This window comes from Streptomyces shinuiensis (genome assembly GCF_043660855.1).
GTDB lineage: Bacteria > Actinomycetota > Actinomycetes > Streptomycetales > Streptomycetaceae > Streptomyces.
The window spans coordinates 507,794-520,745 of record NZ_JBIHML010000001.1 but is presented as its reverse complement, the minus strand read 5'-3'; the positions used below and the strand labels follow the sequence as shown (position 1 = coordinate 520,745).

The 12,952-nt window shown below is 73.9% G+C and carries 12 protein-coding genes; 9 read left to right on the top strand and 3 right to left on the bottom strand.

Annotation, left to right across the window (positions count from 1 at the left end):
• Positions 1–64: 64 nt before the first annotated feature.
• Positions 65–1,570 (bottom strand): multicopper oxidase family protein, encoded by a 1,506-nt coding sequence (locus ACGRHY_RS02225; protein WP_394633690.1) that lies wholly within the window; start codon positions 1,568–1,570, stop codon positions 65–67.
• Entirely contained in the window at positions 1,570–1,818 is a 249-nt protein-coding gene (locus ACGRHY_RS02220) for an SHOCT domain-containing protein (protein ID WP_394633689.1), read from the bottom strand. The genes ACGRHY_RS02225 and ACGRHY_RS02220 overlap by 1 nt, the downstream gene beginning before the upstream one ends.
• Positions 1,819–2,259: 441 nt before the next feature.
• Here ACGRHY_RS02220 and ACGRHY_RS02215 point away from each other — a divergent pair, with 441 nt between their 5' ends.
• A complete protein-coding gene (locus ACGRHY_RS02215; RefSeq protein ID WP_394633688.1) occupies positions 2,260–3,153 on the top strand; it encodes a universal stress protein in 894 nt (297 codons plus the stop codon).
• Between the two features lie 4 nt (positions 3,154–3,157).
• The gene (locus tag ACGRHY_RS02210) at positions 3,158–5,902 is read left to right on the top strand and encodes an HAD-IC family P-type ATPase (RefSeq protein ID WP_394633687.1); all 2,745 of its coding nucleotides are present in this window, start codon (positions 3,158–3,160) and stop codon (positions 5,900–5,902) included.
• Positions 5,903–5,954: 52 nt separating this feature from the next.
• Here the strand turns inward: ACGRHY_RS02210 and ACGRHY_RS02205 are convergent, their stop codons facing one another.
• A complete protein-coding gene (locus ACGRHY_RS02205; RefSeq protein ID WP_394633686.1) occupies positions 5,955–6,632 on the bottom strand; it encodes a CBS domain-containing protein in 678 nt (225 codons plus the stop codon).
• 90 nt (positions 6,633–6,722) lie between these two features.
• Here ACGRHY_RS02205 and ACGRHY_RS02200 point away from each other — a divergent pair, with 90 nt between their 5' ends.
• Genes ACGRHY_RS02200 through mnhG form a run of 7 tightly spaced genes read left to right on the top strand, consistent with a single transcriptional unit; the run spans position 6,723 to position 12,878 of the window.
• A complete protein-coding gene (locus ACGRHY_RS02200) occupies positions 6,723–7,349 on the top strand; it encodes a universal stress protein (protein ID WP_394633685.1) in 627 nt (208 codons plus the stop codon).
• Positions 7,346–10,066 (top strand): hydrogen gas-evolving membrane-bound hydrogenase subunit E, encoded by a 2,721-nt coding sequence (gene mbhE / locus ACGRHY_RS02195; protein WP_394633684.1) that lies wholly within the window; start codon positions 7,346–7,348, stop codon positions 10,064–10,066. Before ACGRHY_RS02200 ends, mbhE begins: the two co-directional genes overlap by 4 nt.
• A complete protein-coding gene (locus ACGRHY_RS02190) occupies positions 10,063–10,407 on the top strand; it encodes a sodium:proton antiporter (RefSeq protein WP_394633683.1) in 345 nt (114 codons plus the stop codon). Before mbhE ends, ACGRHY_RS02190 begins: the two co-directional genes overlap by 4 nt.
• Positions 10,404–11,876 carry a monovalent cation/H+ antiporter subunit D family protein gene (locus tag ACGRHY_RS02185; protein WP_394633682.1) on the top strand — a complete coding sequence of 491 codons (1,473 nt, stop codon included), beginning with the start codon at positions 10,404–10,406 and terminating at the stop codon, positions 11,874–11,876. The genes ACGRHY_RS02190 and ACGRHY_RS02185 overlap by 4 nt, the downstream gene beginning before the upstream one ends.
• Positions 11,873–12,283 carry a Na+/H+ antiporter subunit E gene (locus ACGRHY_RS02180; RefSeq protein WP_394633681.1) on the top strand — a complete coding sequence of 137 codons (411 nt, stop codon included), beginning with the start codon at positions 11,873–11,875 and terminating at the stop codon, positions 12,281–12,283. The genes ACGRHY_RS02185 and ACGRHY_RS02180 overlap by 4 nt, the downstream gene beginning before the upstream one ends.
• Entirely contained in the window at positions 12,280–12,537 is a 258-nt protein-coding gene (locus tag ACGRHY_RS02175) for an MrpF/PhaF family protein (RefSeq protein WP_394633680.1), read from the top strand. The genes ACGRHY_RS02180 and ACGRHY_RS02175 overlap by 4 nt, the downstream gene beginning before the upstream one ends.
• Complete coding sequence (mnhG, locus tag ACGRHY_RS02170) at positions 12,525–12,878, top strand: monovalent cation/H(+) antiporter subunit G (protein WP_394633679.1); 354 nt, start codon at positions 12,525–12,527, stop codon at positions 12,876–12,878. The genes ACGRHY_RS02175 and mnhG overlap by 13 nt, the downstream gene beginning before the upstream one ends.
• Positions 12,879–12,952: the final 74 nt, after the last annotated feature.

Sequence of the window (12,952 nt, the reverse complement as noted above, 5' to 3'; positions counted from 1 at the left end):
CCGACCACCCGATCGGCCCGCGGACGCCGCCGGGGAGGGTGCGCGTCAGGTCCGCCCGGATCGCTCAGCGGCCGGCGCGGACCACGCCCATCATGCCGCGGTCCTCGTGGTCGAGGATGTGGCAGTGGTAGACGGTGCGGCCGCCGAAGTCGTCGAACGCGACGCGCACCGTCACCTCGCCGCGGGCGGGGATGCCGACCACGTCCCGCCACAGCGGCTCGCCCGGCACCCGCCGGCCGCCGCGCCGCACGACCTGCACCGGCCACACGTGGAGGTGGAAGGGGTGGTCCATGGGGCTGTCGTTGCCGATCGTCCACTCCTCGACGGTGCCGAACCCGACCCGCTGGTCGACGCGGTCGGCGTCGAACTCCCGGCCGTCGATGGTGAAGCTCATTCCGGGCCCGTCGCCCCCGCGTGTCATGCCCCCCACGCCCATTGCGAACACCAGCCGGCGGCGCCGGACGGGCTCGGCGCCCCGCAGATCACGCGAGGCCGCCGCCGCGGGCGCCTCGGGCAGGTCCTCCCCGGCCGGGCCGGTGACATCCAGGCGGGCGAGTCGGACCGGTTCCCCGTCCCCCGGCATCGGTCCGCCACCAGGCATCTGGTCGGCCATCCCGCCCATTCCGCCCGGCATCCCACCCCGGTCGTAGGGCAGGGTGCGCAGGTCGCCGCCGCCGCGGCCGGCGGTGACCAGCAGGTCGGCGCGGTTGCCCGGAGCGAGGACGGCGTTCTCGCCCTCCAGCGGCCGGGGTTCGGCGAAGCGGCCGGAGTCCACGCCCAGGACCCGTATCCGCCGCCCGTCCATCCGCAGGGACAGGAAGCGGGAGGTACAGGCGTTGACCACCCGCCAGCGTTCGCGTTCTCCCGGGCGCGCGGTCAGCACGGGATCGGCCTGGCCGTTGACCATGACCAGGTCGCCCTCGCGGCCCATCATCTGCTCCATGACCGTGGGGGCGACGACCTCCCCGGAACCGCTCAGGGTGATGTCGGAGACGATCAGCACCCGCTCGCGCGTCACCGGCACCGGCTCGGTCTCCTCGACGACGATCGCCCCGTAGAGACCGGCGAAGACCTGGTCGGCCACCGTGCCGTGGTGATGCGGGTGGTACCAGTACAAGCCCGGCGGGTGGTCGTCCGGCAGCCGGTACTCGTAGGAGAACGAGGTGCCGGGCCCCACCTCGACGAAGACGTTGTCGCCGTTGCCCTCCGGGGAGACGTGAAGGCCGTGTACGTGCAGGTTGGTGGACTCCTCCAGGCCGTTGACCAGGTCGATCCGCAGCCGGTCGCCGGGGCGCAGCCGCAGGGTCGGACCCGGGACCCCGCCGTTGTAGCCGAGCGTGGTCGCCTCCCGGCCGACGAGCAGGTGCCTGCTCCGGGACGCCCTGAGGCGCACATCCAGCCGTCCGCCCCGGCTCCGCAGTGTCTCCGGCTCGGAGAATCCGGCACCGGTCCGGGGGGCGAGGCCGGAGGGCGTCCCCATCTGCCGGTACAGCCCGAACGCACCCGTGGCCGTGCCGAGCAGGCCCAGACCGCCCAGGATCAGCGCGTCGCGCCGGCTGACGGGCCGCATCAGGCGCCTTCCTCCAGTTCGCGCACGCGCTCGCGGTACTCCTCGGTGGTCAGCTCCCCGTTCGCGTACCGATCGTCGAGCCTGCGCCGGGCCGGACTCCTGCCGCTCCCGCCACCCCGGGAAGCCCCCCGGGCCCCGTCACCGCGTACGCCTCCGCCGGCGAGCCGCACCGCGAGCACGCCCAGCAGCACCAGGCCGGCGAGCATCAGGAACCCATAGAGCCACATCATTCCGCCCATACCGTCCATTCCCGCCTCCTTCCCGGCCGGCCGGGCGTATACCCCTGCCCGTACACCCGACTCCCGGTCCGCGCGCCGCGAACCCGGACGAGCGCGGGGCGGCCACCGGACCGGTGCGCCACAGTGAGTGACCTCTCTCGGTGCCCGTCGAGCCGATCGGGCGGACTCCCGGCCCTCGGGCGGCGCGAATTTCCCCCTTCGGCCGACTCCGAAGAACCAGGAAAAGTATGCCAAGCGGTTACCGAGCGATCATCGGCGGTCATCGAACGGTCACCGGGTGAATTCGGAACGGAACGAGGGACGTGTGGGCCCCCACCCTCCGGCCGTACGGCCCTATGGAGGAGCATGGGAGAAGATCAGTGTGATCAGTGCACAACGGAGCACGGTGCGGAGAAGCGGAGCGGGCAGCATGGACATGGCCGCGACCCCCGCGGAGTTGGGAGAGGGAAGATGAACGGACCGGTCGTGGTGGGAGTGGACGGCTCGCCGTCGAGCCTGGACGCGGTGGCCGCCGCGGTACACGAGGCCCGGCTGCGCGGTGTGGGGCTGCGGGTGGTGCACGCGTTCCTGTGGCCGGTCCTGCACGTGCCGCTGGGACCGTCCCCGATGGGCCCGCCCGAGGGCGGGCTGCGCAACATGGCCGACCAGCTGGTGGCGCAGGCGGTCGAGCACGCGCGCGGCGCGGAGGCCGGGATCGAGGTCGAGGGCGAGGTCGTCGTCGGCGAGCCGCTGACGGTGCTGGAGGCCCGGTCGCAGGCCGCGTCGCTGGTCGTGGTCGGCAGCCGGGGCCTGGGCGGTTTCACCGGACTGCTGCTGGGCTCCACCGCCGTGCACCTGTCCGCGCACAGCCGCTGCCCGGTCCTGGTGGTACGCGGCAGGCCGGACCCGACGGGACACGTGCTGCTGGGCGTGGACGGCTCGGCGTCCGGCGAGGCCGCGATCGGGTTCGCGTTCGCCGAGGCCTCGGCGCGGGGCGCGGCTCTGGTCGCGATGCACACCTGGAGCAACTGGACCGGCCCGGTCTCCGGCGGCCCCGCCGAACCGCTGCCCCTGGTCTACGACGTGGACATGCTCCGGGACGAGGAGGAGCGGGTGATGGCCGAGGCGCTGTCGGGCTGGCAGGCGAAGTACCCCGACGTCACCGTGCACCGGCAGTTGGTCCAGGGGGGCGCCCGCCAGGCGCTGATCGAGGCCAGCGGCAGCGCCCAGCTGCTGGTGGTCGGGGCGCGCGGCCGGGGCGGTTTCTCCGGTCTGCTGCTGGGCTCGGTCAGCCAGGCCGCCCTGCACCACGCGCACTGCCCCGTCGCCGTGGTGCGCGCGTCCGGAGCGGACAGGAAGGGGTGAGGCGGTGCCGCGCCGTCCGGACTCCCCCGCGGCATCCGTCCTCCCCGCCGGCGAAGCCCACCACGGGCTGCCCGTCCACGAGGTCGTGCTGCTGCTGGAGACCGACCCCGACCGCGGTCTGTCGGGGGACGAGGCGGCGCGGCGGCTGGATCGCTTCGGGCCCAACACGCTTCCCGCCGCGGCGCGCGGCGGGCCGCTGCTGCGGGCCCTGCGCCAGTTCCACCATCCGCTGATCTACATCCTGATCGCCGCGGGCGCGGTCACCGCCGCGCTGGGCGAGTCCGTGGACTCCGCGGTGATCTTCGCGGTCGTGCTGATCAACGCGTTCGTCGGCTTCGTGCAGGAGTCGAAGGCCGAGGCCGCGCTGGACAGCCTGCGGTCGATGGCGCGCACCACGGCGAGGGCGGTGCGGGACGGGCGTGAGCGTGCGGTGCCCTCGGAGGAACTCGTCCCCGGCGACCTGGTGCTGGTGGAGGCCGGTGACAAGGTGCCGGCCGACGTACGCCTGCTGCGGGCCGCGGAGCTGCGGGCGGACGAGTCGGCGCTGACCGGCGAGTCCGTCCCGGTGGCCAAGGACGAGGTGCTGCTGGATCCGCTGACGCCGGTCGCCGACCGGCGCAACACGCTCCACTCCGGCACGCTGGTGACGGCCGGGCGCGGGGCGGGTGTCGCGGTGGCCACCGGGGCCGGCACCGAGCTGGGGGAGATCCACCGGCTGGTGGGCGCCGCGGAGGTGCTGACCACGCCGCTGACGGAGAAGCTCGCCAGGTTCAGCAGGGTGCTGACGGTGGTCATCCTGGTGCTGGCGGCGGTGACCTTCGTGATCGGCCTGGCCCGTGGGCAGGGCGCGTCGGACACGTTCACCGCGGCGGTGGCCCTGGCGGTGGGCGCCATTCCCGAGGGGCTGCCCGCGGTGGTCACGATCACCCTGGCCATCGGTGTGGCGCGGATGGCGCGCCGACGGGCGGTGATCCGCAGGCTGCCGGCGGTGGAGACGCTCGGCAGCACCACCGTCATCTGCTCGGACAAGACGGGGACGCTGACCGAGAACCAGATGACGGTGCGGGCGGTGCGGACACCGGACGGTGAGTTCTCCGTCAGCGGTTCGGGGTACGCCCCGGACGGCGAGTTCCGCCGCGGGGACGGCGGCGTCGTCCCCGTAGCGGCGGACCGGGCGCTGTACCGGTGCCTGCTGGCCGGGGCCCTGTGCAACGACGCCGTCCTCGCCGGCGGGACCCCGAAGGCCGGCGGGGGGGTCCGGTGGAGCCTGACGGGCGATCCCACCGAGGGGGCGCTGCTGGCCGCGGCGGTCAAGGGGGGTCTGGGCCCGGATGCCACCGCGGCGTTCCCCCGTGTCGGCGCCGTGCCCTTCAGCTCCGAGCGGCGGTACATGGCCACTGTGCACCGGGACGGGGAGGCGGGCGGCCACCTCCTGCTGGTCAAGGGCGCCGTCGAGCAGGTCGTGGAGCTGTGCTCGGCCGCGATGGGTGCCGACGGCTCCGTCCGGCCGCTGGATGCCGAGGCGGTCCTGCGCGCCGCCGACGAGCTGGCCGGCCGGGGGCTGCGTGTCCTGGCGACCGCCGAATTGCCGGGGGCGGAGCCGGAGGGCCTCGGGGAGGGGGCGCCGGCGGGCTCCATGGTGTTCACCGGGCTGCAGGCCATGCTCGATCCGCCCCGTGCCGCCGCGGTCGACGCGGTGAGGGCGTGCCGCACGGCCGGGATCGGGATCAAGATGATCACGGGTGACCACGCGGCCACCGCCACCGCCGTCGCCGCCCGGATCGGTCTGCTGACCGAGCGGCGTGAGGGGGAGGTGCTCACCGGGGCCGATCTGGACGCGCTGCCGGCGCAGGAGTACCCGGACGCGGTGGAGCGGGCCCGGGTGTTCGCCCGGGTGTCCCCGGAGCAGAAGCTCCGGCTGGTCGAGGCGCTCCAGGCGCGGGGCCAGGTGGTGGCCATGACCGGGGACGGGGTCAACGACGCCCCGGCGCTGCGGCGGGCGAACATCGGTGTCGCCATGGGCCGGGGCGGTACCGAGGTGGCCAAGGACGCCGCCGACATGGTGCTCACCGACGACGACTTCGCCACCATCGAGGCCGCGGTCGAGGAGGGCCGCGGCGTCTTCGACAACCTCGTCAAGTTCATCGTGTGGGTGCTGCCGACGAGCCTGGGCCAGGGGATGCTCGTCCTGGTGGCGATCCTGTTCGGTGCCACGCTGCCGGTCCTGCCCACCCAGATCCTGTGGATCAACATGACCACCGCCGTCGCGCTCGGGCTGATGCTCGCCTTCGAGCCGAAGGAGGAGGGGATCATGCGGCGGCCGCCCCGTGATCCCGGCAGGGCTCTGCTGACGACGGCTCTGGCCTTCCGCGTCCTGCTGGTCTCCGCGCTGATCGTCGGCGGGGCCTGGTGGCTGTTCACCTGGGAGCGGGCGGAGGGCGCGGGCCTGGCCGAGGCGCGTACCGCCGCGGTCAACCTGGTCGTCGCCGTCGAGCTGTTCTACCTGTTCAGCTGCCGTTCGCTCACCCGCTCCGCGTGGAGTGCCGGGGTCTTCGGCAACCGGTGGATCATCGGGGGAGTGCTCGCCCAGACGGCCGGCCAGCTCGCCATCACCTACCTGCCGGCCATGAACGGGCTGTTCCGCACCGCTCCGATCGACGGGGGGGCATGGCTGCGGATCCTCGGGTTCGCGCTGCTCGCCTCTCTCGCGGTCGCCGTCGACAAGCGGCTTCGCCGGCAGCTGGTGTGAGCGGCGGGCGGCGCGGGGCGAGGGCGTCGCACCGCCGTCCGTTCCTCCCCGACTAGGGAAGGTGCACGACCACGCCCGGCGTCGTGGGGCCGTCCTCGTCCCAGGCGAGGCGGTCCACCACCCTCACCACGCCGGGGACCTGTTCGGCCAGGCGTACGGCGGACGCGGCCGTGGTGCGCCGGTCGACCCGGCCGCGCAGTTCGACCACGCCGTCGCCGACGCCGACGTCCACCTGGGAAGGGGTGATCCACAGCGTGTGTTTGAGCACCCCGTCCACGATGTCCGCGCGGATGTCGGCGTCCGGGCGCATGTGCATCCGCACCAGGTCGCGGCGCGAGAGGATGCCGAGCAGGCGCCGCTCGCCGTCGACGACCGGCAGCCGCTTGACCCTCCTGCCCTCGATCAGCCTGGCTGCCCGGTTCACCGGCTCGTCCGGTCCGATCGTCACCGCCGGCGCGGTCATCAGCTCCCGTGCGGTCCCGGTCCGGTCCGGGGGGCGCGGGGGCCCGGGGAGCCGGGGGAGGAGGCGCGGCCTGTCCCCGGGGTGCCCCTCGGCCCGCAGCAGGTCGGCCTCGGAGACCACGCCGGCCACCCGGCCCTCCGCGTCGACGACGGGGAGGGCGCTGACGCGGTTGCGGTCCAGTGCGTCGAGGATCTCCCGGTACCGGGCGTCCTCGCGCACCGAGACCACGTCGGCGGTCATCAGGTCGCGTACGTGCCACTGCCTCATCGGAGCTCCCGCGGGTGTCGTCGCCGGATCACCTCACCTTGAATGACATAATCCTCCCAAAATCTGCCTGAAATCGGCAAAAGGGTCTATATGGGTGACCTCTGGTTCGTGCTGATCGCCGTCGTCGTATGGGTCGCGGCCGGGCTCCTGGCCGTCTGGTGGATGGCACGCCGGGGACATGGCGGTCCGGGCTGGCTGTTCATGGGCGTCGTCTTCGGCCCCATCCTGGCCCTGGTCGCCGGCGAGCGCGTCCGGCGCCAGCCGACGACGGTCGCGCGGACCGAGGCGGGCCCCCGCGGCCCCGGCCGGCTGCGGGTGCTGGTCGGCGTGGACGGGTCACCGGAGTCCGAGGTGGCACTCAGGCTCGCGGTCGGCCTGCTCGGGCCGTACACGCAGACGCTGGTGGCCGCCCAGGTCGTGGACTACGACGCCGCGGAACTCGACTGGCGGGGGCGGATCGTGGAGGCCAAGGGCCGCCTCAGTGCCGTGGCGCAGGAGGCCGGCGGACAGGTGACCGCGTGCGAGATCCTGGCGGGCCCGCCCGCGGCCGCACTGGCTCGGTTCGCCGGTGAGAACGGGATCGACCTGGTGGTCGTGGGCAGGCACGGCCACGGGCTGTCCAAACGGCTGCTGGGCAACGTGGCCCAGGAACTGCTGCGCGACGGATCGGTGCCGGTCCTGGTGGCCGGTGGGCCCCGCGGTGTGTCCGGGCGATGAACGGCGAGGGGGGTGCGCTGGTCGCCGCGCTGCTCTCGATGGGTGCGCTGGCCCTGCTCGCAATCGTCCTGGACCGCCGGCTGGGGCGCGACACGGGTTATGCGCTCGCGGTCGGCTTCCTCGTGGTGGCGGCGGTACTCACCCCGGCGGCCTCGACGGCGCTGGACGGCGGCGCCGTCACCTTCTCCCGCACCTGGATCGACTCGCCCGGGATCTCGGTCTCCTTCACACTCCGCATGGACGGGCTGACGACGCTGTTCTGCCTGCTGGTCCTCGGGGTCGGCGCACTGATCATGGCGTACTGCCCGCGCTACCTGCCCGCCACCGGGAAGCACGGCAGGACCTACCTCCTGCTCACCCTCTTCGGCGGCGCGATGCTGGGGCTGGTCCTCGCCGGCGACCTGCTGCTGCTGTTCGTGTTCTGGGAGATGACCACGGTCGCCTCCTTCTTCCTGATCGGGACCGGCGGCGCCAAGGCGGCCAAGCCGGCGGTGCGCGCCCTGCTGGTGACGGGCCTGGGCGGACTGGCCCTGCTGGTGGCGATGGTGCTTCTCGGTATCGCCGCGGGCAGCACCGACCTGGCCGGCGTGCTGAGGTCGCGGGAGGAGGTGCTCGACTCCCCGCTGTCGCCCGCCGTAGCGGCCCTGCTCATCCTCGCGGCCTTCACCAAGTCGGCGCAGGTGCCGTTCCAGTTCTGGCTGCCCGGGGCCATGGTGGCGATCACACCGGTGAGCGCCTATCTGCACGCGGCCACCATGGTGAAGGCGGGCATCTACCTGTTGCTGCGGTTCTCGGCTCTGTACTCCGGACAGACCGGGTGGTCGGTCTGTCTGATGGGGGTCGGGCTGCTCACCGCGGTGCTGGGTGCCGCCCAGGCGCTGCGCGAGCACGACCTCAAGGCCATGCTGGCCCACTCCACGGTCAGTCAGCTCGGCCTGTTGGTCGCCGCCATCGGGGTGGGGACGACCGTCGCGCTGGCCGCCGCCATCCTGCACACCTTCGCGCACGCGCTGTTCAAGGCGACCCTCTTCATGATCGTCGGTGTCATCGACCGGCAGGCGGGCAGCCGCGACATCCGGGAGCTGTCCGGTCTGATGCGGATCATGCCGGTCACCGCCACGCTGGCCGGTCTGGCGGGCCTGTCGATGGCCGGTGTCCTGCCGATGATCGGCTTCGTCAGCAAGGAGTCGCTCTTCCAGGGCTTCGCGGGCGCGGACGTCTTCCCCGGAGCGGGGGTGGTGGCCGCGGCGCTCGCGGTCACCGCCTCGGTGCTGACCTTCGCCTACGGCATGCGGATCTTCTACGGCGCGTTCGCCGGGCCCATGCTGCAGCGGCGGCTGCACGAGCCCTCCTGGGCGTTCATCGCCCCGGCCGCCGTGGCGGCGGTCGCCGGAGCGGTGCTCGGCCCCGCGGTGTCCGTCCTCGACCCGCTGATGCGCCAGGCCGTCCGGAACGCCGAGCCGTGGGCCGTGCCGCCTTACTTCGCCTTCTGGCACGGGCTCAGCCCCGAACTGTTCCTGTCCGCCCTCACCATCGCGAGCGGTCTGGTGCTGTTCTCGGCACGTGACCGGGTGGACCGGACGCTGCAGCGGCTGCCCCGGCCGGACGGCGCGGCCGCCTTCGACCGGATTCACTCGGCCGTACTGGGCGCGGGCGCGGTGGTGGGCCGGCCCGACCGCAGCGACTCCACGGCGGCGTTCCTGGCCCGTCCGGTGGCCGCCCTGGTGGTCCTCGGCTGCGTGGGGGTGTTCGCGGCCGACGGGCCGGGGATCCGCGCCGGGACGCTGTCGGACCCGGTGGCCTGGAGCGTGCTCACGCTGCTGGCGGTGGCGGTGGCCGCCCTGGCGCGGACGCGGTCGGCGCTGGCCGCCCTGGCGCTGCTGGGAGCGGTCGGACTGATCGTGGCCGTGTGGTTCCTGCTGGTCGGAGCGCCGGACGTGGCGCTGACACTGCTCCTGGTGGAGGTGCTGACCTCGATGACCGCGGCGTTCGTCCTGAGCGGCCTGTCGCCCCGCTTTCCGCGGCCCCGCCGCGGCGCCGGGGCCGCGGCGGCACTGGCCGTGGCGGCCGGACTCGTCGCCGCGCTGGGCACACTGGCGCTGACCGGAGGGCGGGGGCTGTCGCCCGCGGGCGCGTACTTCCTCGAAGCGGCCGAGCCGGAGACCGGCGGGCGCAACGTGGTCAACACGATCCTGGTGGACTTCCGCGGCCTGGACACCCTCGGCGAGGCGAGCGTACTGGCCGCCGCCGCGCTCGGTCTGCTCCTGCTGCTGCCCGGGCAACCGGACGAAACGGCCGCCGACGGGCCGCGGGCGCCGTACGGCCGGGTGCTCGGCCCGGCCCACAGTCTGCTGCTCCCGGGCATCGCGGGGTTGTCGGCGTACCTGTTCCTGCGCGGGCACAACGAGCCGGGCGGGGGATTCAGCGCCGCGCTCGTCGCGGGCACCGCGGTCGCCTTCGGCTACCTGGCGGGCCGCACCGGCACGCGGTGGCTGAGCCCGCGGCCGCTGCTGGCCGCGGGGCTGGTGCTCGGCGCGGCCGTGGGACTGGCCGCCATGGTGCTCGGGGACCCCTTCCTGACCCCCTTCACCATCGCGGTGCCCGGTGGCGGGCTGTCCTCGCCGCTGCTGTTCGACGCCGCCGTCTACCTGATGGTCCTCGGGCTGGTGGTCACGGTGGTGGACCGGCTCGGCGCCGGCCGGGAGGAGCACCGGTGACGGCGGCGATCGCCGTCGGCGTCCTGACGGCCGGAGGGGTCTTCCTGCTCCTGCGGCCCGGCCTGGTCCGGATCACGTTCGGGTTCGTGCTGCTGGGCCACGCGGCGAACGTCCTGCTGCTGGCGGCCGGGGGGCCGGAGCGCCGGGACCCCCCGCTGATCGGCGACGGCGACCCGGCCGAGATGGCCGATCCGCTGCCGCAGGCCTTCGTGCTCACCGCCGTCGTCATCACCTTCGGCATCACCGTGTACCTGCTGGGCCTGGCCCGCGCCGAACACCTCGCCGGCCGCTCCGGCCACGGGGCCGGCCGGCCCCCCGCGCCCGTGGAGCCTCCGCGGTGAGCGGCCTGGTGCTCGCCCTCCCGGTGGCCGTTCCGCTGCTGGCGGCCGGTGTGCTCGTGGCGTACCCCGGCGACCGGCGGGCGCAACGGCTGGTCACGTCGGCGGTCAGCGCCGGAGTCCTGCTGCTGTCCGCGGTCCTGCTCGCCGACAGCCTGGACGGCACGCTCCGGAGTCTGAACATGGGCGGTTGGCCGCCCGGTTTCGCGATCGTGTTCGCAGCCGACGCGCTCAGCGCGCTCATGCTGTGTGTCAGCGCCGCCCTGGTGCTGGCCTCCCTCGCCTTCGCCGCCGCGACGGGGGACGACGAGAGCCCATGGTTCGCCCCGCTGGCGATGATCCTCTCGGCGGGGGTGTACGGAGCCCTCCTGACCGCGGACCTGTTCAACCTCTTCGTCTTCGTCGAGGTCATGCTCGTGCCGTCGTACGCGCTGCTGACGATGAGCGGCGGCCGCGCCCGGACCGCCGCCGGACGGATCTACCTCACCTTCAGCCTGCTGGCCTCCACCCTCCTGCTCGCCGGTGTCGGCCTGGTCTACGGAGTCACCGGCACCGTGAACCTGGGGGAGCTGGCGGGGGCGGCACGGCAGAGCACCGCCGTGGCCCTGGCCGTCGGCGTGGTGCTCCTCGCCCTGGCGGCCAAGGCGGCGGTCGTGCCGCTGCACGGCTGGCTGCCGCGCGCCTACCCCGAGGCCCCGCCCGCGGTCACCGTGCTGTTCTCCGGGCTGCTGACCAAGGTCGGGGTGTACGGGATCCTCCGGGTCTACGCGGTCGTCCACGAGGGGACGGGGCTGCGCTGGCCGGTGATGGCCGCGGCCCTGCTGACCATGGTGGTGGGGGTGCTGGGCGCCGTCGGGGAGCGGGGTATGCGGAGCATCCTGACGTTCCACATGGTGAGCCAGATCGGATACGTTCTGCTCGGCGTGGCACTGTTCACCCGCGCCGGACTCACCGCCGCGGTCTTCTTCCTGGTGCAGTACGTGCTGGTGAAAGCCGCGCTCCTGATGTGCGCGGGCGCCGTGGAGACCGCCTACGGCACCGACCGGGTCGGCTCGCTCGCCCGCCGCGAGCCCCTGATCGCCACCGTGTTCCTGGTCTCGGCGCTCTCCCTGGCCGGGCTGCCGCCGCTGTCCGGATTCGTCGCCAAGCTGGGCCTGGTCGACGCCGCCGCGACCGAGTCCGACCACCTGGCCGTCGGGGTCGCCGTCGGGGTCAGCTTCCTCACCCTGGTCTCCATGGTCAAGATCTGGGCCGCCGCCTTCTGGGGCGGGGAGGACCCGTCCAGGGAGGAGTCCCTGCTCCGGCTGATGGCCCGCACCACCGTCCGGCCGGCGCTCACCGTGCCCGCGCTGGTGCTCGCCGCGCCCTCGGTGGTGCTGGGCGTCGCGGCGCAGCCGCTGCTCACCGCGGCGGCGCAGGCGGCCGGCGGGCTGCTGGACGCCTCCCTCTACGTACGGGCGGTGACGCGGTGAGCGCGCGCCCGCCGGCCCGGCTGCGACGCACGGCCGTCCGCTGCGCGCGGGCGGCGGTCTTCCTCGGCCACTACGGGGTGCGGTTCCTGCACGCCAACGTGACCGTGGCCCGGGAGATCCTGACACCGGGCAGCGGACTGGCGCCCGCCGTGGTCGAGATGCGGCTGCGCTGCCGTACCCCGACGGAGACGGTCGCCCTCGCGCACCTGATCACGCTGACGCCGGGAACGCTCGCGCTGGAGGTTCGCACGGAGCCGCCGACCCTGTTCGTCCATGGAATGCACGCGGCCGACACCGACCGCTTCCTCGGCGAACTCGGCGATCTGGAGGGCCGGCTGCTGACGGTTCTGCGGGCCCCGGAACCCCGGGGTCCGCAGAACACCGGGAGACAGGAGGGGAACCCATGACGATGACCGCAGTCCTGCTCGGCGTGCTCGCGGTGGTGATGGCCGTGGCCGTGTGGCGCATGGCGGCGGGGCCCACGGAGGCCGACCGGGTGATCGCGGTGGACCTCGGCTTCGTGGTGTTCGTGGCTGCCGTCGCCCTGCTGGCGGTACGGCTGGACACCCCCGCGGTGCTGATCCTGGTCCTCGCCGCGACACTGCTCGGCTTCCTGGCCACCATCGCGGTGGCCCATCTGCTGGAGCGGTGGTCGTCGTGACCGTCCTGGAACTGCTCGGCCACGTCCTCGCGACCACCGGCACCGCCCTGATGGCCGTCGCCGCACTGGGCCTGGTCCGCCTGCCCGACGCCTACAACCGTGCCAACGCGGTGACCAAGGCGGCGACGCTGGGCGTGGTGTGTGTGCTGCTGGGCGTCTTCCTGCTGATGCCCGGCGTGTTCACGGGTGTCGTCGTCGTCCTCGGGGTGCTGCTGCAACTGCTGACCACCCCGTTCGCGGCGTATGCGGTGGGGCGCTCGGCGCACCGCTCGGGCGCCCCGCTGGCCCGGGCCACATACCGCGACGACCTCGGCGGCGTCCCGCGCGACGGAGGGTGGTGAGCCCCGGCCCGTCCCAGCCCGGAGCGGCGCCGTCTCCGCGGCCGGACCGACGGCCGGCGGCGTGGAGGAGGAGA